Here is a 26,160-nt window from a genome sequence, read left to right as displayed (position 1 = left end):
TTATTGCCGATGCCTATATATCATTCCTTTGTACTTAGCAGACTAATACGAGAGTCGACGCCATGGATAACAAAGCAGCAATGCAACAAACACAAGGCATTGGTTTTATGCACAATATTCGCCTGGTTCCCCTATTTTCCTTTATCCTTTCCGGCATTTTGGTGCTATTTGCCTTAAGTTCCGGATTAGCGGGTTACTTCCTGATGCAAGCCGACCGCGATCAGCAGGATGTGACGCAGGAGATCCAGGTGCGCATGGGATTATCTAACAGCTCCAACAACCTTCGCGTCGCCCGAATTAAATTGATTCACGCAGGTGCTGCAAGCCGTATCGCCGAAATGGAGGATGTGAAAACCAACATCGCCGAAGCGGAAAAGCGCATTAAACAGTCGCAGGAAAACTTTAAACAATATATGGATCGCCCGGTGAAAACCGAGGCCGACCTGACGCTGGATAACGATCTTACCGCCCGTTTCGACGCCTACACTGCCGGGCTGCAGCCGATGCTGAAGTATGCCAAAAACGGCATGTTTGAAGCGATTATCAACCATGAAAGCGAGCAGGCGCGCCAGCTGGATGATGCCTACAACGCCGTATTGTTGAAAGCGATTGAGATCCGCACCGAACGCGCGCAGCACCTGAAAGAGGAAGCCCACAGCCGCACGCAGCTTGGCCTAATCTTTATGGCCGCCGCGTTTGCTTTTGCACTGGTGCTGACCATCATCACCTTTACCGTACTGCGTCGTGTGGTCATTAATCCGTTGCAGCGCGCCGCCCAGCGTATTTCACGTATCGCCTCCGGCGATCTGACGCTGCCGGACGAACCGACAGGCCGCAGCGAGATTGGGCGTCTGAGCCACGACTTACAAGCCATGCAGCACTCACTGGTTACCACCGTTGCCACCGTGCGCCAGGGTGCTGAAGAGATCTACCGCGGGACCAGCGAAATCTCTGCCGGTAACACCGATCTCTCTTCGCGTACCGAGCAGCAAGCGGCAGCGATTGAAGAGACCGCCGCCAGCATGGAGCAGCTCACCGCGACCGTGAAGCAGAACGCGGATAACGCGCATCACGCCAGTGGTCTGGCGCGCGACGCGTCGGGTAAAGCGACGAAAGGTGGCCAGATTGTCTCTGGGGTCGTGCAGACCATGGGTAATATCACCACCAGTTCGCGCAAAATCTCTGAAATTACCGCCGTGATTAACAGCATCGCCTTCCAGACCAATATCCTGGCGCTCAACGCCGCAGTGGAAGCCGCGCGTGCCGGTGAGCAGGGTCGCGGCTTTGCCGTCGTCGCCAGCGAAGTGCGTACTTTGGCAAGCCGCAGTGCTCAGGCGGCGAAAGAGATTGAAGCGTTGATCAGCGAGTCCGTCAGCCTGATTGAGCAGGGTTCCGGCGAAGTGGTTTCCGCCGGGGAAACGATGGATGAGATCGTGACCGCCGTTAAACGCGTGACCGATATCATGCTGGAGATTGCCGCCGCATCGGACGAGCAGAGCAAAGGCATCACGCAGGTAAGCCAGGCGATCACCGAAATGGATAATGTGACGCAGCAGAACGCCTCGCTGGTTGAAGAAGCTACCGCCGCCGCCACCTCGCTGGAAGAGCAGGCCGCACGGCTGACGCAGGCGGTTGGGGCATTCCGGCTGAACGGCGCAGAGGCGCAGCGCCAGAGCAGCGCCACGCCGACGGCAAAACCGTTTACCCCGCAGCGCCCGGCACTGGCGAGCGGCGATAACTGGGAAACTTTCTGACGTTCAGATAAACGTTGAGATAAAAAAAGAGGCCGGATAATCCGGCCTCTTTTATTTTGTCGTTAAGGCACGCAGTAACTTAGCAGGTGCCGATATTGATCGCGTTGATGACATTGTTGTAATGCTGCATCAGATCGCGAACATCATTTCCCTGTGTAGATTGCATCATGTGGAACTGCTTCGGCTCATTCGCCTCTTTTTCGTAGGTGCCATCTTCAGTGTGACTAATGACATCACGACCGGTAGAGAGATAGGAGTTAGCGGTGAAGATCAGGCTTGAACACCCTTTTTTGTTGCTCTCACGCATTTTGGCGTCATACGCAGTCAGTGCGTCGTTGAACTGATCGAGAGATTTCTTAAAGGCGTCTTTCTTATCGCCTAAACCTTCGCCATTAATAAAGCCGCTGGCGGCATCCATGCTCTCTTTCAGGTAGTAGATAGAGCCGATGCGGTAATAAGCAGCGGTATCTTTCGGCGTTTTCTCGTATTCGGCTTTAATACGCTCGCGGTCTTTTTTATCAATGGCATTTAAGAAATCTGCCTGTGCGACAACCACTTTCTCCATTGCACTAATAAACTTCGGCTGCAATTCGCGGCCTTTGTCACCGTTGTCGCTTTTATAGGTTTTGGAGTTGATGTAGTTATAGAGTTCGCGGTTAACGGGTTCAGCCTGCCCCAGCGCTTCGCTATAGCGAGTGGCCGAGTCATCGAGATCTTTCATCGCTGGCTCCATCGCGTGGGCTTTATCTAACAGATCCTTGACGCGAGGGATGGTGGTGTCAGAACCGGGGAAGAAGAGATCGCTGCGCGACTTTTCACCGGAGAAGGCAGGAGCAATATATTTTTTATACTGCTCCAGCTGCTCACCAAATGAGGAGGAGGACATATTAGCCGCCTCAATATAAGAGTTATATTTTGTGATCTCAGCTTTTTCTGCCGAGCTTTGCGAGGCTTGTTGAGGCTCATCTGCTTTTTTATCGTCACACGCCGACAGCGCAAACAAGCAGGCGGCAACTGCCAGCGATCGAGCAATTGTTTTTGCGAACATTCCCTTCTCCATATTCAGCATATGATGGTGTTTTTTTGAACCCACCCGGTGTGAGTGCTGCGTAGCGTAGCATCAATATATGATGCACTTCGCGCAGACTACCGGATCTGGTAGGGAGAGGGGCGAGCGGCGCAGAACAAGGCGAATGTCTTGTCTGGCCTACGGTTACAACAGTGCAGGATGCAGTGAAGAGCCGGATAACCCAGTGTTATCCGGCGCAGGAAGTGATTTAAGCGTTAAATAAAGCTGTCGTCATCGTTACTGAAATCGTCACTGCCGAAATCATCATTTTGATAATCGCCAGCGCTGTCTGCCTGGTAAGGATCGCTATTGTCGAGAAAGTGCGTGTCGGAAGCGTTATTAAATGCATCGGAATTAAAGGCATCGTTTTGCGTGACATCGCTTGCGGCAGCCGCGGGTTCCTCGATGATATTCACGATCTCTTGCGGCTGAGCGTGGTGAAACATACTGGTCAGCATATCGGCGATCACCACACCGCCCGCCACGCCCGCGGCGGTTTGCAGTGCGCCCGCCATAAATCCGCTGCCGCGCGACGCGGTGGGTGCCGGGGAGGCATACTGCTGCGGTTGCTGCTGCACCGGTGGCGCGCCCCAGTTTTGCGCGGACTGAGCAGGCTGGTTTCTATTGCCGCCAAACAGACCGCTGAGGAAACTCCCGCCGCCGGATGGCTGCTGGCTCTGCTGCTGCGCCAGCTGATTTTCCAGCTCCTGCACCCGCGCCTGCAGACGTTTTAATGCCGCTTCCTGGATCAGCATCGATTGCGCCATATAGTAGGGTGCCGCTGGCTGCTGTTTGACCAGCTCAGCAATCTGCCGCTCGGCTTGCGCATCGCGCTGGCCGTTTTGTTGTTCAGCCTGTTTCAGGCGCTGAAAAAGCCCATTGATAAGCTGCTGTTCATCATATTGCATAACAATGATCTTCCTCTTGCTGTCGTGAGTACCTTTGAGTCTATCAGCGCCTTTCGCTGGCGTCCTCGTGCTGAAATGTTTGTTTAAGATTGGTTTCAGGTAAAGGTAAACAAGCCTCTTTCACAGCAGATTTAGAGCAGAGAAACATTAATCGGGCAGCGTTTTACGGATATAGCTGATTAAGGTAAGCACCGCCGGAGAGAGCGGGGCGTCGACGCGGGTGATAATGCCAATCGGATCGCCGATGCCCAGCGGCGGAATAGGCAGCGCCACCAGGGAGCCGAGGCGCAGATCGTCTTTCACCGCCCCGGATGGAACAAACCAGACATAGTCATATTCAACGGTCAGCTGTCGTGAAAGAGAGGCTGAAAGGGTTTCAATACAGCCGGTCGGCAGGGTGCAGTTTTGGCTGGCGAGCAGTTCTTCGGCGTTCTGCCGCGGCACCGTGCCCTGCGGCAGCACGACTACCGGCCACTCCAGCACCCGGCTCAGGGTGACAGTGCTCTGCAATAGCGGGTGGCGCGGGCGCACCACCAGTTTAAGCGACTCCAGGAACAGCAGCTCATAGTGTAAGCCGCACATCAGGTCCGGATCGGACATGCGCCCGATACCGACATCCAGCTCGCCGGTCTTCAACCCGGCCAGCAGCATTGGATTATTGGCTGTCGCCACCTGAATGGTGATATCCGGTTGCTGCTTGTGCAACTGACCTATCACTGCCGGTAAAATACCCAGCGCGGCGGTGGGAAGCGCGCCGACGCGAATCAACTCACAGTTTTTCTCTTCCTGATCGCTTAACGACTGCCCGGCAATATTGACCGCGTCCAGCACCCGCACCGCATGGCTTAAAAACTGCTCGCCAACGTGGGTAAGCTGCGCGCCCATGCGTCCGCGTTCAAATAGCCGCTTGCCGGTAAGCTGTTCAAGTTCATTTAAGGTCTTTGAGAGAGCAGGCTGGCTCAGGTTAAGAGTTTCAGCAGCGCGACCCAATGTTCCTTGTTGCGCGACCGCGACGAAAGTATGCAGGTGGCGCAGTCGGATGCGCTGTGAAAAGAGAGCGTTTTTTTCCATAAGATAATGTTAAAACCGAGTGGCGAAGGTGGCTCGCAGATTTATTTAATTTTGATAACCAGTTTGCAAAATATTATTAACATCCAATCCTTTTGAGTTACAAACACATTCTGCCCGCAATGTGACGAAACCAGCATGTTTCCAGGGTTTTGTTCGCGCCGCGTTTCATAATCTTTTGTTATGTTCGAATGCGAGCGGAACACGCGCGTTTTTTGCCACGATCACACTTTGTAAATTTCCCCGCACGGGCGCGGGCAGCCTTCTCTACACTCCAGAGATAACAGCGTGGAGAGAGAAGACTATGACGTACAGCATCACGGCAGATGAGATCAGGGAACAATTTTCGCAGGCGATGTCGGCCATGTACCAGCAGGAAGTCCCGCAATATGGCACCTTGCTGGAGCTTGTGGCTGATGTGAACCTCGCTGTACTGGAACACAATCCACGTCTTCACGAACATCTGGTGAATGCCGATGAGCTTGCCAGGCTGAACGTTGAGCGCCATGGCGCGATCCGCGTCGGCAGCGCGGAGGAACTCTCCACCCTGCGGCGCATGTTTGCGATTATGGGGATGTTTCCGGTCAGCTATTACGACCTCTCCCAGGCCGGCGTGCCGGTTCACTCCACCGCCTTTCGCCCAATCGACGATGAAGCGCTATCGCGCAATCCGTTTCGTATTTTCACTTCGCTGTTACGCCTGGAGTTGATTGAAAACCAGGCACTGCGCGATCGTGCGGCCGCGATCCTGGCGAAGCGCGACATCTTCACGCCTGCCTGTCGGCAACTTATTGAAGTACATGAACTGAACGGCGGCTTTACGGCTCAGCAGGCAGAGCTGTTTGTCAAAGAGGCGCTGGAGACGTTTCGCTGGCACCGCCATGCCACCGTCGATGAAAAAACCTATCAGGCGCTGCATGACGAACATCGTTTAATTGCCGATGTGGTCTGTTTCCCCGGCTGCCATATCAACCACTTAACCCCGCGCACGCTCGATATTGACCGGGTGCAGGCGCTGATGCCGGAGTACGGCATTGAGCCAAAAATCCTGATTGAAGGGCCGCCGCGCCGCGAAGTGCCGATCCTGCTGCGCCAGACCAGTTTTAAAGCCCTTGATGAGCCGGTGCTGTTCAGCGGCGAGCATCACGGCACCCACACGGCACGCTTTGGCGAGATTGAACAGCGCGGCGTCGCGCTGACACCGAAAGGGCGCGAACTGTACGACCGACTGCTGAACAGTGCAGGGACGGGCAAAGATAACCTCACGCATCAGCTCCATTTGCAAGAGGTGTTTAAAGCGTTTCCCGACAGCGAGATGCTGCTGCGCAAGCAGGGGCTGGCGTGGTTCCGCTACCGCCTGACGCCGACCGGGGAGGCGCACCGCCAGGCGATTCGCCCCGGTGACGATCCACAGCCGCTGATTGAGCGCGGTTGGGTCGTGGCGCAGCCCATCATCTATGAAGATTTCCTGCCCGTCAGCGCCGCCGGGATTTTCCAGTCCAATCTCGGCAATGCGACCCAGGCGCGCAGCCACGGCAACGCCAGCCAGCAGCAGTTTGAAGCCGCACTCGGCTGTCCGGTGCTTGATGAGTTTACCCTCTATCAACAGGCTGAAGAGCGCAGCAAACGCCGTTGCGGTCTGCTGTAAAAACGGTAATCTGCCAGAATTCAATACGTTCTGGATATGATTATGGAAAATGCATCAACCCCAATTGTGAATACCCGACAGGGCAGCGTAATGGGGTGTCGCGAAGAGGGAATTGACGTCTGGCGCGGCATTCCCTTTGCCGCGCCGCCCACCGGCGATCTGCGCTGGCGCGCGCCGCGGCCGGTTGAGTGCTGGCAGCGCGTGGCGTGGTGCTGGTTACCGTCAATTATCGTCTCGGTCATCTTGGCTTCTTTGCCCATCCGGCGCTGGAGGCAGAGGCCGGAGAGCGCATCTACAACTTTGCCTTGCTTGATCAAATCGCCGCCTTGCGCTGGGTTCAGGAGAATATCGCCGCGTTCGGCGGTGATGCCGACAATGTGACGCTGTTTGGCGAATCGGCCGGGGCGCGTAGCGTGATGTCACTCATGGCCTCACCGCTGGCAAAAGGGCTGTTTCATAAAGCGATTGTACAGAGCAACTACACCTTACCGGATACGCCGCGTAAGGCTGCGCTGGCAAAAGGCGAAGCGATTGCGGCGCACTTTGGCCTGGAAAATGCCAGCGCGGAACAGCTGCGAGCGATCCCGGCGGAGGCATTCTGGCCGCTCGATACCCCGTTTAAAATCGATCCTGTCCCTATCGCTGGCGACATCGTGCTGCCGGAACCATCCCTTGATACCTTCTTTGCCGGGCGTCAGCACCCGATGCCGGTGATCGTTGGTTCGAACAGCGATGAAGCGAGTGTGATGGCGGAGTTTGGCGTCGATCTGGCGGGGAAAATCGGTGAGCTGCGCCGCAAGCAGCGTTTCGGCCTCGGGCTTATCCGGCTGCTCTATCCGGGCGTGCGCGGCGATACAGAGCTTGGCCGCCAGGTGTGCCGTGATATGGCGTTTACCACCCTCGGCCTGGTGGTGATGCAGGCGCAGCAGCAGGTGAACCAGCCCTGCTGGCGTTACTGGTTCGATTACGTCGCCGAAGCGATGCATGACACCTATATCAACGGCGCCTGGCACGGGAATGACGTGCCCTATGTGTTTGACAACCTGCGCCTGTCGGAGCCGTCATGTGATTATGTCAATGAGCGCGATCTCGCCTTTGCCGCGCAGGTTGCCGATTACTGGGTTCATTTTGCCACCCATGCGGGTTCGGCAACCACAGCGTTGCCCGGCCCGGTGACGTGGGAAGCCTGCACCGGCGGGCGCGATCGCCTGCTGCGCATCGGCATCAATAAGCAAGCTGGTTTTCGGCTGGAGAAGCGCTTTATGCGCGCGCGGTTAAGCTTCTTTCGCCGGGTGATGCGCCATCATGTCAATCTCGATTGAGCGCAGTGCAACATGTTCATACACAACTTTACGCATTTTTCAGGCTGCTCCTAAAGCCTGGGAAAATTTCGCGATTTGCTCAGATAATCAACGGCCAACAATTGGATTCTCAATGAATTTTGTCTAGAGTGGTGCCTTCATCAGTCATACGCTTTTGCCGCTGTTTCGCGATATCGCGAAATGCCATTTTACGACCAGAAGGACGTGTTACCAGGCATGAACCGCAGACGATTTATTCAAGCATCCATGGCCCTCGCGGCAACTTACGGCACCACTGGCGTTGCCTCGCTCTTTTCGCGAGCGGCATCTGCAGCGCAGACCGATATTGCCGATGGTCAAAGCCGCCGTTTCGACTTCTCCGTGCTGCAATCTATGGCGCACGATCTGGCCGAACAGCCATGGGGAGGCGCGCCGAAAGCGCTGCCGCCGACGCTGGCTAACCTGACGCCGCAAGCCTATAACAGCATTCAGTATGATGCGCAGCACTCGTTATGGAATAACGTTGAAGGCCGCCAGCTGGATGTACAGTTCTTCCATGTCGGCATGGGTTTTCGCCGCCGCGTACGCATGTTCTCGCTGGATCAGGGGACTCATCAGGCGCGTGAAATTCACTTCCGTCCCGAGTTGTTCAACTACCACGACGCGGGCGTTGACACCAAACAGCTTGAAGGGCAGAGCGATCTCGGCTTTGCCGGCTTCCGCGCCTTCAAAGCCCCGGAGCTGGCACGCCGCGATGTTGTCTCTTTCCTTGGCGCGAGCTATTTCCGCGCGGTAGATGACACCTTCCAGTACGGCCTCTCCGCGCGCGGCGTGGCGATTGATACCTTTACCGATACGCCGGAAGAGTTCCCGGACTTCACCTCCTTCTGGTTCGAAACGGCAAAGCCGGGCGACACCACCTTTACCGTTTACGCGCTGCTCGACAGCGCCAGCCTGACCGGCGCGTATAAGTTCGTCATCCACTGCGAGAAGAGCCAGGTGATTATGGAGGTGGACAACCGCCTCTATGCCCGTAAGGCGATCAAGCAGCTCGGCATCGCGCCGATGACCAGCATGTTCAGCTGCGGTAATAACGAGCGCCGCGTCTGCGACACCATCCATCCGCAGATCCACGACTCCGACCGCCTGGCGATGTGGCGCGGCAACGGCGAGTGGATCTGCCGCCCGCTGAATAACCCGCAGAAGCTGCAATTCAATGCTTTCCAGGATGAGAACCCGAAAGGCTTCGGCCTGCTGCAGCTCGACCGGGATTTCAGCCATTATCAGGATGTGATGGGCTGGTACAACAAACGCCCGAGCCTGTGGGTGGAGCCGCGCAATAAGTGGGGCAAAGGCGCGGTCAGCCTGATGGAGATCCCGACCACCGGCGAAACGCTGGATAACGTAGTCTGCTTCTGGCAGCCGGAAAAACCGATTAAAGCCGGAGACGAGCTTGCCTTTGAGTATCGCCTCTACTGGAGCGCGCAGCCGCCGGTGCGCTCACCGCTGGCAAACGTCTATGCGACGCGGACCGGCATGGGCGGCTTCCCGGAAGGCTGGGCACCGGGCGAGCACTATCCTGAGAAGTGGGCGCGTCGTTTCGCCATCGATTTTGTCGGCGGCGATCTGAAAGCCGCCGCGCCGAAAGGGATTGAGCCAGTGATTACGCTCTCAAACGGGGAAGCGAAACAGGTGGAGATCCTCTACGTCGAGCCGTTCGACGGTTATCGCATCCAGTTCGACTGGTATCCAACCAATGCGTCGACCGACCCGGTAGAGATGCGCATGTTCCTGCGCTGCCAGGGCGAGGCAATCAGCGAAACCTGGCTCTATCAATACTTCCCGCCCGCGCCGGAGAAGCGGAACTACGTAGACGACCGCATCATGCGCTAAGCTTTTAAATCGCCCCCGAATGGGGGCGATGTTTTTCAGGAGGAACGATGTTACAGGAACCGACTTGCCCGGATGCGGTGATTAAAGTTGACGAGCAGCTCACCCTCGAAATGATTGATGAGTGCTTTGTTCACGACCTGCATCAGTTAATTGTCAAAAACCGCGACAGCTTACAGCGCTATCTCGACTGGCCGCAGTATGTCACATCCATTGAGACCACCCGTAAAACCGCCCAGAGCAACCGGCTGTTACATCAGCGCGGCTACGCGAAGATGTTCCTGATCCTGCGCGATGATGTGCTGGTCGGCGTGCTCTCTCTCAACGCTATTGAGCCGACCAACAAAGCGGCCTACATCGGCTACTGGCTGGATGAAGCGGCGCAGGGGCAGGGTATCTTGTCCCGTGCGATGCAGGCGATGATGCGCTTCTACGTCCAGCGCGGCGATATCCGCCGCTTTGTTATCAAATGCCGGGTCGACAACGAGGCCAGTAACCGTGTCGCAGAGCGTAACGGCTTCACCCTCGAAGGCTGCCAGAGAGAGGCGGAGTTCCTCAATGGCCGCTTCGACGATCAGAATATCTGGGGCAAAATCGTCACCCTCAATGATGAATAAGCCTTAGCTGTTTGCCTGCGAAACCGCTTTTCTAAGCCCGTTTACCGCCGGCGAGTTCAGCGGCGTAACCAGCGCATAGTTGTAGTGGTCGTCGCTCCAGTACTGCGTCATCACATCCTCGGCCTTACGTTCACCGTGGGGTAATTTCCCCGGGCTTAAGGGGCGGATATACCAGCCAACCCGCGTGCCGCGCGGATCCTGATACATAATCAGCGCCGCCGGGCCCTGCGCCGTCGCCACAAGCCGTGCGCCGACCAGCGTAAAGCCATACTGCTCCAGATTTGGCGGCTGATTGCCGTTGATAAAGTAGCGCCCGACCCAGTGGGTCAGCTCTGTTTGCTGCGTCGTCGCCACATCCATCGGGGTGATGGCGGTGTTATCAAACAGTTTGTAGGCCTGTACTGCATCCTCCATCGGCGCATGCGCCAGCACCATCTGTGACTCTTTCAGCTGCCAGCCGGTAAAACCGCCGACGCCGAGCGCCATTACCAGCGCGAAGGCTGTTGCCAGCTTCCACTGCCGCAGCTGGCGCTGCTGGCGGCGCAGCGCACGGGGTTCCGGCATCTCAAGCGTAGCGCTATGGCGATCCATTGCCTGGCGCAGGCGCTGCGCATCCTGCCGCCAGCCTGCAACCTCGCGGGCGGCCTGCGGATTCTGCGCCAGATAGTGTTCAATGCGCGCTGAGGTCGCCTCATCGGTCTCGCCATCAAGCCAGGCGTGCAGATCGTGTTCATCCGGTGGCAACGTCATTTCAATCTCCTTAACGCTAACGGCGTTGGCTGGCCTTCCAGTTTTTCATGCAGCATTTTGCGCGCCCGTGACAGGCGTGACATCACCGTGCCGGGCGGAATGTCGAGGGTTTGCGCCACCTCTTTATAACTCAGCCCTTCAACGCTCACCAGCAGCAGCACGGCGCGATACTCCGTCGGCAGCGTGGCAAAGAGGGCAAGCGTATCATCGGCGATAGCCAGTGACTCGGTGGTAAAACCCCCAGGCTCTTCGCCGGTGAAAAAGGTGAGCACTTTCAGGTAGCGTTTGCGCCGCCGCTCACCATCGACAAACTGACGATAGAGAATGGTAAAGAGCCAGGCGCGCAGGCTCTGTTCGTTATCACGCTGTCGCGTCAGGGCTTTCGCCAGACAGCTTTGCACCAGATCCTCCGCGGTGTGCGGGTTACGCGCCAGCCACAGGGCAAAGCGGTAGAGATGCGGCATCACCTCGCGAATTTCATCATCATTCATCGTCTCCGGCTTCCCGACATACTCTCAAACACCCCATCGCGCAGCACCAGTGCATGCAGCAGCGCGGCGGCGAGGTGCGCCATTACGGTGACAAACAGCGCCAGCGCTACCACAGAATGCAACGGACGCAGCAGCGCGTACCAGTCATTATTCACCGGCACTATCGGTGGCAGCACAAATCCGCCGCCGAGCGTCACCGGATAACCGGCCGCCGAGAGCATCGCCCAGCCAATTAGCGGTTGTGCCAGCATCATCGCATAGAGCGCCCAGTGCGAAAGATGCGCCATCGCGCGTTGCCAGACCGGCAGCGAGGCAGGCAAGGGTGGCGTGGCGGTATAGAAACGTAACCACAAACGCACCAGCGCCAGCAGAAGGATCATCAACCCCAGCGGTTTATGGATCGTCACCAGCAGGCTGTGCAGGGAGGAGACCGTAGAGACCATCACGACACCGATAAACAGCATCGCAATAATGGCGATAGCCATCAGCCAGTGAACCGCGCGCAGTAGCGGGTGAAAGTAAGCGACCTGTTTCATCAGTGGGCTCCGGCTTGTTCGCGGGTGCGAAGATTATAGGATTTGGCATACGCGGATGAACGGGCATTCAGCAGCGGGTCGTTCGAGGCAGCGATACCGTCCGGCAGGATCAGCGGGTCGTAATTGATGTCATTGCAGTCACCCTGCGCCTGCTCAACGGCGCGGTTCAGCACCAGCGTACCGGCATTGATCGTTTGCCGCCCGGCAGGCCAGGCTCGCGAGGCATCGCTGCCGTCATCCTGCGCGCTGGCGACGGTAATGACCAAATCCCACTTCAGCGGGGCCTGATCAGGGCGCTGGCGCAGATCGCGCTGTAAAAAGGTTTTATCCTGCTTCTGCTCTGCGCTGATGGGTTGATAAGGCGTCTGTGGAACCATGCTCCAGCGAACCAGCTGCTCGTTACCGGTTTTGTCGATCATGCGAAAGGCATTGAGGCTATTAAAGCGGTCGCTGGCCCAACTGCTGGAGGGCACGTTCGTTTTTGCCCACGCGAGAAAAGGCGCGGCTTCCGGGTGCTTCTCAAGAAACGCTTTTACCTTTGCCGGGTCCGGTTTACCAGTGGCTGGATCGGGACGCGTTGCCAGCTGCATATCATAAAAACCGTCGACGCCGCGCACCGGGAAAAAGGGCATCGCGTTCATGCCGGTGCGCCACTGCTCGCCGTCCGGGAGTTCAAAGGCCAGCGCCAGGCTACGCACCGGTACGGCGTAATCTGGCGCGGCGGGGTTGCCGCCCGCAATGGCAAAACGACCAATTACCGGCGTGCTTCCCGGCGCAAACAGCGCGGCGCGCGAAAGCATGCTGGCCTTGCCGCTGGAGATAAACTCGCCGCTGACGCAGATCCCTTTGGCGTGGTTGCGGCGAAAACCGGGATGCTCACCACCGGACTGCTGTAACACGTTAACGAGTTTGTCCGAGGTGAGCCGCTCGGGCGTCAGCCAGCCGCCGCCCCAAAGAAATAGCAGCATAACCAGAAGCGGCAGCAGGCCAACCAGCGCGAGGCGCACCGTTAGCTGCGTGGAGGTTAAAGGAGTGTTGTTCATCATTCGCTCATCCTGCTCATAGTGAGCAGATAAGACGAAGGGCGCGGCGCTTTATTCCCGGCAGATGAAAATAAATTTATGGGTGCCCATCAGAGCGAGCCGACCAGCGGCGTGCGGGTAATGTGCTGCTCGCCGTTAACCACTTTCGGGCCGCGCAACAACAGGCTGTCACTCTCTGCGGCAATAATCACCGCGTTATCGGCAATCTCCACCTCGTGGGCGATAAGCACATTCCCTTCAATACGCGCATTACCCTGAATCACCACCTTTTCATCGAGCTGCAACGGCCCGCCGCGCAGCTGCGCATGGCCGCCAACTAATACGTGATGTTTCAGCACACAATTGCCTTCGACGCGGGCATTTTCCGCCACCTGGGCGCTGTAACGAAGGGTGGGGATCTCATCCTCTTGCCGCCCGGCAATCACCCGCGCGTGACCGTAGACTTTGGCGCAGTCGCACACCCAGACATCGTTAATTTCATTGCCGTCGAGGAGGGCAAAATCGAACACCTCAGCGCGGTGCTCAACAAAGGCGTAATTGACTGTCGCATCGCCATAGATTTGCGCCTGGTGAACCACGCGCGAATGGCTGACCGTCGCGCGATCGTAAATTTGCAGCACCTGTTCGCGCTCCTGGGTTAATCCGCGCGCGGCGATGATATCGCAACCGCTAAGAATGCGCGCCTCACCGCGTAGCTGGCAGACGCCGCGCACGGTGGAGGATTGAACCGTGACGTTGTCACGTAAAATCGCACCGTGGCTTAACTCGCAGCCATCTACCCAGGCGTTATCACTGATTTCTACATTCAGGCAGATGACGCACGATCCCGTAATGCGCGCGTTGTCGCGGATGCGGCAACCATCAAAGACCATGCTGTTTTCGTCGTATATCCAGCAGTTCCCCGCCTGATCGAGCACCTGTTCATCATCAACCCAGCCGCCCGCGCTGCCGGCGGCGACATCATTAAAATCGCGCAGGGCGATAATCTGGCGCAGCGCGACGCTCTTTTTCTCGCCGCCGAGCAGGTAACTGAAGAGGCGCGTCTCATCACTGAGGCGGTATTTGCTCATGCTTATCTTCTCCGGATGACATTACTTAACCGTAGCAAATATTTGGACGCTGGCTATCAACGGGTGAAATTCATAAAATGCATTCAGAATACCCATTAAAGGCTGTGAATAATGACTATGCGTGATGAGAACTACTTTACTGAAAAATATGGTATGACCCCGACACACTCAGAAGTGCTGAACGCGATGAACTACATCACGCCAGGCAAGGTGCTCGATCTCGGCTGCGGTAACGGACGCAACAGCCTCTACCTGGCGAATAAAGGCTTTGATGTCACGGCCTGGGATAAAAACCCCAACAGCCTGAGCAATCTGCAGCGCATTCGTGACGCGGAAGGGCTGCATAACCTGCATATCGACAGCGTTGATTTAAACAGCCTCACTTTCGACGGCGAATATGACTTTATTATCTCCACCGTGGTGATGATGTTCCTCGAGGCGAAAACCATTCCGGGGCTGATAGCCAATATGCAGCGCTGCACCAAACCGGGCGGTCACAATCTGATTGTCGCGGCGATGGATACCGCCGATTATCCGTGCAACGTCGGCTTTCCGTTTGCTTTCAAAGAGGGTGAGCTGCGTAACTACTACGCGGGCTGGGAGCTGCTGAAATATAACGAAGAGGTGGGGGAACTGCACCGCACCGATGAGCAGGGCAACCGCATCAAACTGCGCTTCGCCACGCTGCTGGCGCATAAACCGGCGTGATAAAAAAAGCAGCCCGTTGCCGGGCTGCATTATCTTAACGGGCCGCCAGCAGGCAGAGCTGCAACGCCACGTTGTAGGAGGCTTCAAACGCGCGCAGGGGTAAAAACTCAAAGCGCGAGTGGAAGTTGTGCGCGCCGGTAAAGAAGTTTGGCGTTAACAAACCCTTAGCCGAAAGCGCCGCACCGTCCGTACCGCCGCGCATCGGCGTCGGTTTTGGCGTAATGCCGAGCGTCTCCATCGCCTCGAACATCAGATCGATGGCGCGGCGGTCTTCACCAATCGCATTACTGATATTGCTGTAGATATCGCTGACGCGGTACTCCACTTTTGCCGTCGGGTATTGCGCGGCAATCATCTCAGCGACGTCGCCAATCTGCGCTTTGCGGCGGGCGAAACTCTCTTTATCGAAATCACGAATGTTGGCGCTCAGGCTGGCGTGCCCCTGAACGGCTTCCATGCCGTTAAACCAGATATAGCCTTCGCGGCCTTCGGTATTTTCCGGCGTCTGCTGGCGGTCAAAATGGCTGATGTAATCCATCGCCATCAGCAGCGGGTTAACCAGCACGCCTTTGGCCGACATCGGGTGCGCAGTCACGCCAGTAAAGTCGATCTGCGCGCTGGCGCCATTAAAGTTCTCGTAAACAATCTCGCCCAGCTCGCAACAGTCGATAGTCCACGCGAAATCGACGTCAAAACGCGCCAGATCCAGGGCTTTCGCGCCGCGCAATCCAACCTCTTCATCGGGAACAAAGGCCACCACAATATCGCCGTGGCGCTGTTCGGTCGTCAGGTTCTCCAGCAGCGTCATCACCACCGTTACTGCGGCTTTGTTATCCGCGCCGAGCACGCTGGTGCCGTCGCTAAAAATAATCTCTTCGCCGGGATAGGCGAGGATCTCCGGGTGCTCCCGCACGCGCAGCCAGATATCTTCTTTGGCATTCAGGCAGAGATCTTCACCCTCAAAACGCAGGATTTGCGGATGAATATGCGGCGACAAACCAACATCAACGGTATCGATATGGGTGATAAAACCGATGCGCGGCGCGCCATCAACGTTGCCTTTTTTCACCGCCGTAACGGTGGCGCGATCGTCGATAACAATCTCCTCAAGACCGAGGGATTTCAACTCGTTGGCCAGCTCGCGGGCCATATCAAACTGACCGGGCGTGGTGGGAAGGGTGGTGGCATTTGCGTCGCTTTGACTGGTGATACTCAGGTAGCGAAAGAAGCGCTGCGTTAATTGACTGGCTAGCGGCGAGGGCATAGTGATTCCTTCTTTATTCGTATTATCAGGTGTTTGCAATTTCACTTTAATGTTATTTATGAGCAGGCAAACAACAAGCATTAAAAATAAAACAACAGGAAACACTATGATTAGCAAACCGACAACACTTGCTCTGGCGTTGACCACGTTGATAGTCACTTCTTCTGTGGCGGCGAAAACACTGGTTTATTGCTCTGAAGGCTCACCGGAAAACTTTAACCCGCAGCTTTACACCTCCGGCACCAGCGTGGATGCCAGCGCGGTTCCGGTCTATAACCGGCTGGTCGATTTCAAAGCCGGCACTACCGAGTTACAGCCGAGCCTCGCCGAGCGCTGGGACGTTAGCGAAGATGGCAAGGTCTACACCTTTCATCTGCGAAAAGATGTGAAGTTTCAGAGCAATAAATACTTCAAGCCGACGCGGAACTTTAATGCTGATGATGTGATTTTCTCGTTTATGCGGCAAAAAGATCCGAAAAACCCCTACCACAACGTCTCTAATGGCACCTACTCTAACTTTGAAAGCCTCGAATTTGGCTCACTGATTACTGCCATCGATAAAGTGGACGAGCACACAGTGCGCTTTAAGCTGGCGCACCCTGAAGCGCCATTTGTCGCCGATCTGGCGTGGTATTTCGCCTCGATTCTCTCCGCCGAGTATGCCGATGCGATGTTAAAAGCCGGAACGCCGCAGCGCGTCGATAGCGACCCGGTCGGTACCGGGCCGTTCCGTCTGGCGCAGTACCAGAAAGACTCCCGCATTCTTTTCACCGCCTTCGATGATTACTGGCAGGGGCGTTCGAAAATCGACCGGCTGGTGTTCAGCATCACGCCGGATGCCTCGGTGCGGGTGGCGAAGCTGGAGAAAAATGAGTGCCAGGTGATGCCGTTCCCGAACCCGGCGGATCTGCCGCGCCTGAAAGAGAACAAAGAAATTACGTTGATGAGCAAAGCGGGGCTGAACACCGGCTTCCTCGCCTTCAACACGCAGAAAGCACCGCTGGATAATGTGAAAGTGCGCCAGGCGCTGGCGATGGCGATTAACAAACCGGCGATCATCAAAGCGGTCTTCCAGGGCACCGGCACGGCGGCGAAAAACCTGCTGCCGCCGGGCGTCTGGAGTGCGGACAGCGAGCTGAAAGATTACGACTACGATCCGGAAAAAGCGAAGGCACTGCTGAAAGAGGCCGGCCTGCCGCCGGGCACCACCATCGATCTGTGGGCGATGCCGGTTCAGCGCCCCTATAACCCCAACGCCAAGCGCATGGCAGAGATGATCCAGGCGGACTGGGCAAAAGTGGGCGTGCAGGCGAAAGTGGTGACCTATGAGTGGGGCGAATACCTGAAACGGGTGAAGAGCGGCGAACACCAGGCGGCATTAATGGGCTGGACCACTGCCACCGGCGACCCGGATAACTTCTTCGGCCCGCTCTTCACCTGTACTGCGGCTAACGGTGGCTCTAACTCGGCGAAGTGGTGCTACAAACCGTTCGATCAGCTGATTGCCGAGGCGAAGGCGACCACCGATCACGTCAAACGCGTCGCGCTCTACAAACAGGCGCAGCAGATGATGCACGACCAGATGCCGGCGGTGATGATTGCTCACTCGACGATTTTCGAGCCGGTGCGCAAAGAGGTGCAGGGCTATGAGGTCGACCCGTTTGGTAAACACCTCTTCTGGCAGGTGGATCTGAAAAAGTAAACGTTTAGCCGCCTGTTGTGCAGGCGGCATTCTCTTAACAGAGTGACGGTTTGCGCCGCACGAACCACGTCTCCGGGCGGGTAAACATCACCAGGTTGCCCGTCAGGATCAGCCCCAGCCCCAGTACCCCCTGCGCATGCCACTGGTACCCTTCATAAAAGGTTGAAACGGTCAGCGCCACCAGGGGAAAGAGCAGGGTGCTGTATGCCGCTTTGCCGGGGCCGATGCGGCCGACCAGCGTAAAGTAGGCACCGAAGCCGATCACCGAGCCAAACAGGGCAAGATAGACCAGCGCACCAAGATAGCTGACGCTCCACAGCGGCGTGAAATCCTCGCCGCGCAGCAGCGCAACCGCTCCCATAATCAGCGTGCCGTAGAGCATCGCCCAGCTGTTGGTGGTGGCGATCTCAAGCCCGTTACGCTGATGGCGCAGGCTGATCATATTGCCAAACGAGAAGCCGAGCGTGCCGAGCGCCGACAGCGCAATGCCCAGTAATACGCTACTGCTCCAGCCGCTGGCCACCAGATCCTGCCAGAAGAGAGTGACGATCCCGGCCAGCCCCATTAGCGCGGCGGCAAAAAAGCGCGCGGGCGGTTTCTGCCCGAAGAAAAGGAAGCTGTTAACGGCGTTGAACAGCACCGCCATCGAAAAGATCACCGACTCCAGCCCGGTGTTGATCCACGCCGCAGCGGTATAAAAGCACCAGAAGTTGAAGCCAAAGACGCACGCGCCCTGCAACAGGCAGAAGAGGTGATCGCGGCGTGACAGCGCACGCAGTTTGCGCCGCGCCAGCAGCACCAGCATCATCACCGTGGTCGCCAGCGCAAAGCGCCAGAAGATCGACACCGGTGCCGCCACCGGCCCCTGCTGCAGAAAAATGGCAATCCACGTTGTGCCCCAAATCACCACCACCAGACTATAAAGTAATGCGTTCATATCGCTTCCCGTTCCCTTTCATGAACGCCCATTGTCATCTGGCGCGGCAAGGCTGGCTTGCACCTGCTTGCGGGCAACTTGCATATTCTTGCGCTTTTCTTTACACAACGCTGGCTTCTGCGATTCGCTCTTCATAGACTGGGGATCTGATTGAGAAAGGATAAGTACCGCGAATGTCTGATAGCTATGACGCCTTTGAAAACCTGCGCAAACACAACGCCGTGTTACATAACTCGGTGGCGCTGCATGACGGGATTCAGCTGGCGGCGTGGTCCAACAAACGCGATACCATCACCCAGTATTGCAACCACCATACCCTCAGTCTTTATATTGCCGACGGCTATGAGAGCTACCACAAAACCGCCTCCGGCTGGAAAAACGGCGGCGGGCCGGATCGCTTCTGTTTGATGCCAAAAGAGAGCGAGTCGGTGTGGGATATTCGCGACAATCTCGCCTTTGTGCACCTCTACTGCACCGATGAGCACCTGCGTGAGGTGGGGGAGAAAGTGTGGGATCGCAGCCCGGCAAGCTTTACCCTCGATGAAAAGACCTTTTCACAGGATGCGAGCATCACTGCGCTCTACCGCCAGTTTCTGCTCGGCTGCGACTGGCAGCAAAACGCCAACCAGCTGACCCTCAGCACCGCCTCGACGCTGTTGCTGACGCACCTCGTTCAGCACTACAGCAATGTGCAGTGGCAACTGCCGACAATTACCGGCGGACTGTCACCCGTCGCGCTGCGCAATGTGCTGGAGTATATCGAGGCGCACCTCGGCGAGCCGCTGCTGCTCTGCGATCTTGCCGCGCAGGTTTCGCTCAGCGAGTACCACTTCGCTCGGATGTTTCGCCAGTCGATGGGTGTGGCGCCGCACCAGTTTGTGATGCAGCGCCGCATGGCGCGTGCGAAAGCGCTGCTGCTAAGCAGCAACCGGTCGCTGACCGATATCGCGCTGGCCTGCGGTTTCAACTCCGCCAGCCACTTCAGCAACCGCTTTAAAGCGGCGAAGGGCATCACCCCCTCGCAGCTTCGCGCGACGCAAAAACGTTAATTCGCCGCCTGCGCCGCAGGCGTTAACCCGCGCCCCGGCAGCGTGCGGCAGGCGCCACCTTGCGCCGACGGTGCCGCATCCGGGTAGATCTCATCCGGCGTGATATAGACCTGGCTTGTCGCCACAAATCCATCGCTGAAGGTCGCTTCCACAAATGTCGCCTGCCAGCCCGTTTCCGGCGGCCTCAATGCCAGGCTGAGCGTGTTGCCGGACATCGCAGGCGGCGGCGAGGCTTCGTATCTCACGCCGCAGGCATAACGGAAATCCCGTGCCAGCGGGTTGTTCGCGCGCCAGACCACCACTTTTTCCGGCTGCCCGGAGAAATGGAGCACCAGGTTATTTGCACCCTGGCGGCGCTCGGCGATGGCGGGCAGGGCTTTACGCGCCTGGAAACGGTTAACGAAGGCAATCAGCGATGGCTCAGCGACGGAAAGCACCGCCTCATGGGATGCGTTCGCCACGACCCGCAGCGACTTCTCGCCCGGTAAGCGCGGGTAGTAGAACCGGCTATTATCCGGCGTGTAAAAATCATCTCCGCTGGCATTAATCACATACTTCTTTATCTTCAGCCGCTCGCCCGCTTTGCTGCGCAAATAGGCCATCGGATCCAGCACGCGCATCAGCCGGGCAAAATTATCGGTGGCGATCTGCTGGTCGATCTGCTGGCGATAGTAGGGGTAAAAGGCGACAGGCCAGTTGTTGCCATAAGAGCGATACATATGATCCAGCGCGGCGCGGGTATTAAGCAGATCCACAGCAAACGGCACCACGGCGACCACGTCCGGGTCGGATATCGCCGCAAGCCACGCAGCCCAACCGCGTTTTGAAGCGCCGGTGACGATAAACTTTGCGATTTTCTGTTGCGAAAGCTCCCGTTTCACCAGCCGGAACGCCTGCGATACCGACGCAGCCATCGGGAGCTGCAATGGCGCATCACCACTCTCCAGAAACCGTTTCCAGCTGTAAGCGACGCTGTCATCTTCCGTCAACGGCGTTGAATTGCCCTGATAATGCAGCGGCTGGTTCGGCACATTGCTGATCGAGACCACCACGGTGTGGGTCGCGAGCGCAATGCGCGCCAGCGATGCTTCATTGAAACTGGTCGCTCTGCCGGCATCGTTATTCACCACCATCAGCGCAACGGTCGGTTTGGCGGCATCAGGAAGATAGATATCCACCTGGTGCTCCCAGCGTATCGGGCGTACCGCATCTTGCGGTGACCAGTTTTGCGAATGGAGCACATAGCGCTGCACCCTGGTGCCGGGCAGTTCGCGGGTGTCCAGCCGCACATAATTGACCGGGTGCGATGCAAGTGACTGACGATAATCAGAGAGGGTATCGGCAAGTGACGAGGGCAGTGGGGCCGCAAGCGAGAGCATAAAAAACAGATAGGTGGCAGTTTTCACCGAAAGACTCCTTTCATTAATTCATTACAGATCCGCTGTAGGGTGAGGCCATCCCATAACTAAACGGAATGCCTCTGTACGAATTATGATCAGGAGTGATTAAAAAGTCACCTGTTTCGTTGCTCAGGTTTTATGCACACGACTGAAGATGAAGTAGCAGAGACCGCCGATAACCAGCCCCCAGAAGGCCGATCCCAGACCGAGCAAGGTAATGCCGCTGGCAGTGATTAAGAAGGTGACAATTGCCGCATCGCGTTCGCGCGGAGCGTTCAGCGCCTGGTGCAGGCTGCCGCTGATGGTGCCGAGCAGCGCAAGGCCTGCCAGCATCTGCAACCAGCTTGCGGGCAACGCCGCCAGCAGCCCGGTAATCGAGCCGCCAAATACTCCGGCAAGCAGATAGAACACCCCGGCAGCCGCGGCGGCTAACCAGCGCTTGCTGGCATCGGGATGCGCATCCGGGCTTTGGCAGATCGCCGCGGTAATGGCGGCGATCGACACCGAAAAGACACCAAACGGCGAGAGCAGCAGCGCCAGCACGCCGATAAAGATCATCAACGGTGATACCGAGGGCCTGAAGCCTGCGGCCTGCATGGTGGCGAAACCGGGTGCATTTTGTGAGGCCATGGTGACCAGAAAGAGGGGCAGGCCAATGCTTACCAGCGATGCCCAGTGAAACACCGGCGCGGTAAACTGTGGCGCAACGGGAGCAAGGCTGATGGCCTGCGGCGTCACGTCCCCGCTTAGCCATGCAACCAATGCGCCAATCAGCAGCGTGGCGACAATCGCGTAGCGCGGCGCAATGGCTTTGGCGATAAGCCACGCCAGCAGCATCGATCCGCCAAGCACAATATCTCCCTGAAGGTGGGAAAACGCCTGCAAACCAAAGCGCAGCAGGATGCCCGCCAGCATCGCAGCGGCAAGCGTCGGCGGAATAACTTTCATCAGGCGGGCGAACAGGCCAGTCACGCCGCAGAGCACAATCAGCCCATTGGCAAAGATAAAGATGCCAACCGCCTCATTAAGTGAAACACCCTGCAAACTGGTTGCCAGCAGCGCTGCGCCCGGCGTCGACCATGCGGTTAACACCGGCATGCGATACCAGACGCTCAGCACCAGCGTGCTGACACCCATTGCCACGCCGAGGGCGGTCATCCAGCCAGCGATCTGCTCAGGCGTTGCCCCGGCAGCGGAGGCCGCCTGCCAGATAATGGCTGCCGAGCTGGCATAACCGACCAGCACGGCGACAAATCCCGCCAGTAGCGTGTTAAAGGGAAGAAAGGAGGAGAGTGAGAGTGTGGCCGGGCGCATGTGGGTGCCTTGTGCGTTATAACATCCACACAAGGTAGCACCGTGCGCTATAGCGCACAAGATGGCGGGCAGGATTTTGTCTATGCGCCAGAGGTAAAAATGTGAGCCATCTCTGCTCCTGATGGCGATAGCAGATTTCTCAATGTTGCTAGCAGCTAATTTCATCCGCCCCGGAATTTTCTGCGTTATGTTTCCGGTAACAATGAGGAGAAGATGATGGATAAATTACTGTTTGGTGCCGCCTATTACCGCGAATATTTGCCGATGGAACGCCTGCACGAAGATATTAAATTGATGAAAGAGGCGGGTATTAATTATGTGCGCATCGCCGAGAGCACCTGGAGCACGTTTGAGCCGCAGGAAGGGGAGTTTGATTTCAGTTCGGTGCTTACGGTACTGGATGAAATGCATAAAAACGGTATTGCTGTGATTATCGGCACGCCGACCTATGCCTTACCGGCATGGCTGGCAAAAAAATATCCGGATGTGATGGCCACCACCAGTAGCGGGAAAAATGTCTACGGTCACCGGCAAAAGATGGATATTACTCACCCCGCGTTTTTATGGTATGCCGAGCGCATTATTCGCGCCTTATTAACGGCAACGGCGAACCATCCGGCAGTCATTGGCTTTCAAATCGACAACGAAACGAAATATTACGATACCTGCTCAGCCGGGGCGCAAATCGAGTTCGTGAAATACCTTAAAAAAGAGTTCAACAACAGTACGCAGGAGATGAATCACGCTTTTGGGCTGGATTACTGGAGTAATCGCATTGATGCCTGGGAAGATTTTCCGCCAATTGAAGGGACGATTAATGCCAGCCTCGGCTGCGCCTTTAAACAATTTCAGCGTTCGCTGGTGACGCGTTTTCTCGGCTGGCAGGCAGAGATTGTGAAAGGCTATAAAAACGATACGCAGTTTATTACCCATAACTTTGATTTTGACTGGCGCAACTGGTCGTATGGTATTCGCGCCGAGGTCGACCATTTTAAAACCGCCAGCGTGCTGGATATTACCGGCGTGGATGTCTATCACCCGAGCCAGTTTCAACTCACCGGCGCGGAAATTTCTTTTACCGGCGATCTTGCGCGAGTGACAAAAGATCAGCCCTATTTTGTGCTGGAAACCCAGGCGCAGGCCTTTAAAGAGTGGACGCCTTTCCCGGGGCAGCTGCGCCAGCAGGCCTGGAGCCATGTTGCCAGCGGTGCAAGGCTGCTGGGTTACTGGCACTGGCACTCGATTCACAACTCATACGAAACGTACTGGAAAGGGTTGCTCAGCCACGATCTGCAACCCAACCCGGTCTATCATGAGGCCTGCACGATCGGCGCCGAGTTTAACCAGCACGCGGCAACCGTAACGCGTTTCTCACGCCGCAGCCGGGTGGCGCTGGTGATCAGTAATGAATGTTTAACCGCTATCGACTGGCACCCATACCACGGCCATCAGTTTAACCGCGATGCGCTGCACCAATATAACGACCTGTTCCGCGACTATTACGACACGCTCTATAAGATGAATATCGAAGTGGATATTATCGCCGTCGACGATCCGCGCCTGTTCCGTTATGAAATGCTGATCTTCCCGCTGCTATATAGCGTCAGCGACGAGCGCTTACAGCAGATTAATCGTTATATTGCGCAGGGCGGCCATGCCATTTTCTCCTTTAAATCCGCTTTTGCCGACGAGCATATGAAAGTGCGCACCTGCGCACAGCCGGGAATTATCAGCGAAGCGATTGGTGCCCACTATCAACTCTTTGTTGATCCGGACCGCACCTTATTGCATTCAGATAGCCTCGATCTTTCTGCCGACGAGGTGCAAATCAGCGACTGGATGGAGTTAATCACCCCTGATGAAAACACCGAGGTGCTGGCGCGTTACGACCATCCTTACTGGCAACAGTATGCGGCAATCACGCACAACCGCTACGGGCAGGGAACCGCCAGCTATATTGGCTGCCATATCACCCCCGCAGCACTGGAAAAAGTGTATCGCCATGTCCTGCGTAATACCCTCTATCAACACGACGCTATGCCGACAGAAACCTTCCCGGTGATTATTAAGCGCGGCGTTGATAAAGATGAAAATATCCTCCTCTACTACTTCAACTACAGTAGTGAGCCGCAAACCGTCACGTTTACTGAGCCCGGCGGGCAACTGCTGTTTAGCGGTAAAACCCTCAGGCAGAATGAGGTAATAACGCTCAAGGATTGGGATGTGCAAATTATTCTCGTGGAGAGTACAAAATGAGTGCATTAACGATTGAAGAGCAGCAAAGCGAGACCAGCACGCCCGGTTTTCGCGAACGTTTCGCCTTTGGCCTGGGTGATTACGGCACGAATTTAACCTATACGCTAATGGTGACGTTCCTCGCCTATTTTTATACCGACGTGGTCGGTATTTCAGCGGTGCTGGTCGGGTCGCTGATGTTTTTCGCCCGCGTTATCGATGGCGTTATTTGTGTCTTTGTCGGGATCCGCATCGATAAAACCGATACCCGGCTGGGTAAAGCGCGCCCGTGGGTGTTATGGACCGCCGTACCATTTGGGTTGTCAGCATTTTTAATGGCGACGGTGCCCGGCATCAGTGATAGCGGCAAGATTATCTATGTTTGCGTCACCTATTTGCTGGCGAACATCTTTTTCACCGCCAACAATATTGCCTATGGCTCGCTGCTGGCGTTGATAACCCGCGATACCTATCAGCGCGGTATTTTGAGCGTCTTCCGCAAAGGCTTATCAACCTGCGGTTCGCTGACGGTAGGCGCATTTACGCTGCCGCTGGTCGCTGCCTTTGGAAATAGCCACACCTCATGGGTAATTGTGTTCGCCATTTTTGGTTTCTTTACTGCGTTGTGCCTGTTATTAACCGCCGCCTGGACACGGGAGCGCATCAAACCGGTCAATAAGGAGAATCGCAACAATATCCGTACGGGGGTCGTCGCCGCCTCGATGCTGAAAAACCGCTACTGGCTGATGATCTTCTTTTACCTGCTGATCACCTTTACCAGCTTAACGGCGCTCTCGACCACCAGCGTCTACTACTCACGCTATATTTTGCAGGATGTCTCAATGATGTCGTGGATTAGCGTGGCGCAATACCTGCCGGGGCTGATCACGCTATTGGTTATTCCTTATCTCATCAAGCGGCTGGGTAAACGCAATTTAGCGCTGCTCGGGCTGACCATTTGCAGCATTGCCTATTTACTGCCGTTAATTGATAAAACCAGCTCGCTATTTGTCATTCTTGCCACCGTGGTGCGCAGCATCGGTTTTTGCGGCATTGGTGCCACGATGTTCGCCTTCCTTGCTGACACCATTGATTACGGCGAGTGGAAAACCGGGCTGCGCATCGAGGGGATCTTATTCAGCGCCGGAACGTTAGGCCAGACGCTCGGCATGGGGCTGGGCAGCGCGAGCGTGGGCTGGATCCTTGGCGCGGCTGGTTTCGTCAGCGGCGGCAACGTCCAACAGTCAAAACATGTGCTTGATATGATTGAGTTCTTGTTTATTTTCTTCCCGTTTATCCTCGCCATGGTGAATATGGTGCTGATCTGGTTTTATAAACTGGATGGTTTTTATGACCGCGTGGCGGCCGATCTCTCGCGTGGTGTATTCGCCAAATAAATGACTCGC

The 26,160-nt window shown here is 56.4% G+C and carries 21 protein-coding genes and 1 pseudogene; 10 read left to right on the top strand and 12 right to left on the bottom strand.

Annotated elements, in window-relative coordinates; genetic code table 11:
- The first annotated feature begins 62 nt into the window (after positions 1–62).
- Positions 63–1,754 (top strand): methyl-accepting chemotaxis protein, encoded by a 1,692-nt coding sequence (locus IAE50_RS10255; RefSeq protein ID WP_094419943.1) that lies wholly within the window; start codon positions 63–65, stop codon positions 1,752–1,754.
- A 79-nt stretch (positions 1,755–1,833) separates the two neighbouring features.
- Here the strand turns inward: IAE50_RS10255 and IAE50_RS10250 are convergent, their stop codons facing one another.
- From IAE50_RS10250 to IAE50_RS10240, 3 genes are all read right to left on the bottom strand, one after another.
- Positions 1,834–2,802, bottom strand: coding sequence for a YiiG family protein (locus tag IAE50_RS10250; protein ID WP_200580201.1), 969 nt, complete (start codon positions 2,800–2,802; stop codon positions 1,834–1,836).
- Between the two features lie 236 nt (positions 2,803–3,038).
- The gene (locus tag IAE50_RS10245) at positions 3,039–3,731 is read right to left on the bottom strand and encodes a DUF2076 domain-containing protein (protein ID WP_200580200.1); all 693 of its coding nucleotides are present in this window, start codon (positions 3,729–3,731) and stop codon (positions 3,039–3,041) included.
- Positions 3,732–3,878: 147 nt separating this feature from the next.
- Positions 3,879–4,802 carry a LysR substrate-binding domain-containing protein gene (locus IAE50_RS10240; protein ID WP_042713059.1) on the bottom strand — a complete coding sequence of 308 codons (924 nt, stop codon included), beginning with the start codon at positions 4,800–4,802 and terminating at the stop codon, positions 3,879–3,881.
- A gap of 301 nt (positions 4,803–5,103) precedes the next feature.
- On the opposite strand from IAE50_RS10240, the gene IAE50_RS10235 reads away from it, so the two are divergent.
- The 4 genes and pseudogenes from IAE50_RS10235 to rimL all read left to right on the top strand — a co-directional run bounded on the left by IAE50_RS10235 (position 5,104) and on the right by rimL (position 10,255).
- On the top strand, positions 5,104–6,447 hold the full coding sequence (locus tag IAE50_RS10235) for a VOC family protein (RefSeq protein ID WP_200580199.1): 1,344 nt from the start codon (positions 5,104–5,106) through the stop codon (positions 6,445–6,447).
- A 42-nt stretch (positions 6,448–6,489) separates the two neighbouring features.
- Positions 6,490–7,769, top strand: a pseudogene (locus IAE50_RS10230) (carboxylesterase/lipase family protein).
- Between the two features lie 216 nt (positions 7,770–7,985).
- Positions 7,986–9,641 (top strand): glucan biosynthesis protein D, encoded by a 1,656-nt coding sequence (locus IAE50_RS10225; RefSeq protein WP_054803623.1) that lies wholly within the window; start codon positions 7,986–7,988, stop codon positions 9,639–9,641.
- Between the two features lie 47 nt (positions 9,642–9,688).
- Positions 9,689–10,255: a 50S ribosomal protein L7/L12-serine acetyltransferase gene (gene rimL, locus IAE50_RS10220; protein WP_200580198.1), complete on the top strand. Its 567-nt coding sequence runs from the start codon at positions 9,689–9,691 to the stop codon at positions 10,253–10,255.
- 3 nt (positions 10,256–10,258) lie between these two features.
- On the opposite strand, the gene IAE50_RS10215 is transcribed toward rimL, so the two are convergent.
- The 5 genes from IAE50_RS10215 to ydcK form a co-directional block, all read right to left on the bottom strand.
- Positions 10,259–11,005: an anti-sigma factor gene (locus IAE50_RS10215; RefSeq protein WP_200133574.1), complete on the bottom strand. Its 747-nt coding sequence runs from the start codon at positions 11,003–11,005 to the stop codon at positions 10,259–10,261.
- Positions 11,002–11,496 carry an RNA polymerase sigma factor gene (locus IAE50_RS10210; protein WP_042718186.1) on the bottom strand — a complete coding sequence of 165 codons (495 nt, stop codon included), beginning with the start codon at positions 11,494–11,496 and terminating at the stop codon, positions 11,002–11,004. The genes IAE50_RS10215 and IAE50_RS10210 overlap by 4 nt, the downstream gene beginning before the upstream one ends.
- Complete coding sequence (locus IAE50_RS10205) at positions 11,493–12,032, bottom strand: cytochrome b (protein WP_200580197.1); 540 nt, start codon at positions 12,030–12,032, stop codon at positions 11,493–11,495. Before IAE50_RS10205 ends, IAE50_RS10210 begins: the two co-directional genes overlap by 4 nt.
- The gene (locus IAE50_RS10200) at positions 12,032–13,075 is read right to left on the bottom strand and encodes a catalase family peroxidase (RefSeq protein WP_200580244.1); all 1,044 of its coding nucleotides are present in this window, start codon (positions 13,073–13,075) and stop codon (positions 12,032–12,034) included. Before IAE50_RS10200 ends, IAE50_RS10205 begins: the two co-directional genes overlap by 1 nt.
- Positions 13,076–13,164: 89 nt before the next feature.
- Positions 13,165–14,145 (bottom strand): YdcK family protein, encoded by a 981-nt coding sequence (ydcK, locus tag IAE50_RS10195; RefSeq protein ID WP_200580196.1) that lies wholly within the window; start codon positions 14,143–14,145, stop codon positions 13,165–13,167.
- Between the two features lie 111 nt (positions 14,146–14,256).
- Between ydcK and tehB the strand changes: the two genes are divergently transcribed.
- Positions 14,257–14,853, top strand: a complete 597-nt coding sequence (gene tehB, locus IAE50_RS10190; RefSeq protein WP_200580195.1) for a tellurite resistance methyltransferase TehB — start codon at positions 14,257–14,259, stop codon at positions 14,851–14,853.
- A 34-nt stretch (positions 14,854–14,887) separates the two neighbouring features.
- Here the strand turns inward: tehB and pepT are convergent, their stop codons facing one another.
- On the bottom strand, positions 14,888–16,117 hold the full coding sequence (gene pepT / locus IAE50_RS10185) for a peptidase T (protein ID WP_200580194.1): 1,230 nt from the start codon (positions 16,115–16,117) through the stop codon (positions 14,888–14,890).
- A 106-nt stretch (positions 16,118–16,223) separates the two neighbouring features.
- Here pepT and IAE50_RS10180 point away from each other — a divergent pair, with 106 nt between their 5' ends.
- Complete coding sequence (locus IAE50_RS10180; RefSeq protein WP_200580193.1) at positions 16,224–17,819, top strand: ABC transporter substrate-binding protein; 1,596 nt, start codon at positions 16,224–16,226, stop codon at positions 17,817–17,819.
- A gap of 34 nt (positions 17,820–17,853) precedes the next feature.
- On the opposite strand, the gene IAE50_RS10175 is transcribed toward IAE50_RS10180, so the two are convergent.
- Entirely contained in the window at positions 17,854–18,756 is a 903-nt protein-coding gene (locus tag IAE50_RS10175; protein ID WP_076769873.1) for a DMT family transporter, read from the bottom strand.
- A 173-nt stretch (positions 18,757–18,929) separates the two neighbouring features.
- Here IAE50_RS10175 and IAE50_RS10170 point away from each other — a divergent pair, with 173 nt between their 5' ends.
- On the top strand, positions 18,930–19,805 hold the full coding sequence (locus IAE50_RS10170) for a helix-turn-helix domain-containing protein (protein ID WP_200580192.1): 876 nt from the start codon (positions 18,930–18,932) through the stop codon (positions 19,803–19,805).
- Here IAE50_RS10170 and IAE50_RS10165 read toward each other — a convergent pair.
- On the bottom strand, positions 19,802–21,211 hold the full coding sequence (locus IAE50_RS10165) for a PhoPQ-activated protein PqaA family protein (protein ID WP_309228088.1): 1,410 nt from the start codon (positions 21,209–21,211) through the stop codon (positions 19,802–19,804). The two genes, IAE50_RS10170 and IAE50_RS10165, sit on opposite strands and share 4 nt — an antisense overlap.
- A gap of 123 nt (positions 21,212–21,334) precedes the next feature.
- A complete protein-coding gene (locus IAE50_RS10160) occupies positions 21,335–22,519 on the bottom strand; it encodes a benzoate/H(+) symporter BenE family transporter (protein ID WP_200580191.1) in 1,185 nt (394 codons plus the stop codon).
- A 216-nt stretch (positions 22,520–22,735) separates the two neighbouring features.
- Here IAE50_RS10160 and IAE50_RS10155 point away from each other — a divergent pair, with 216 nt between their 5' ends.
- Together IAE50_RS10155 and IAE50_RS10150 are read left to right on the top strand one after the other, a co-directional pair.
- Positions 22,736–24,775, top strand: coding sequence for a beta-galactosidase (locus IAE50_RS10155; protein ID WP_200580242.1), 2,040 nt, complete (start codon positions 22,736–22,738; stop codon positions 24,773–24,775).
- Positions 24,772–26,151, top strand: coding sequence for an MFS transporter (locus IAE50_RS10150; protein WP_200133563.1), 1,380 nt, complete (start codon positions 24,772–24,774; stop codon positions 26,149–26,151). Before IAE50_RS10155 ends, IAE50_RS10150 begins: the two co-directional genes overlap by 4 nt.
- Positions 26,152–26,160 lie beyond the last annotated feature (9 nt).

Origin of the sequence: Kosakonia sp. S42 (assembly GCF_016624785.1) — a bacterium.
GTDB lineage: Bacteria > Pseudomonadota > Gammaproteobacteria > Enterobacterales > Enterobacteriaceae > Kosakonia > Kosakonia cowanii.
This window is presented reverse-complemented; position numbering and strand designations above follow the sequence as displayed.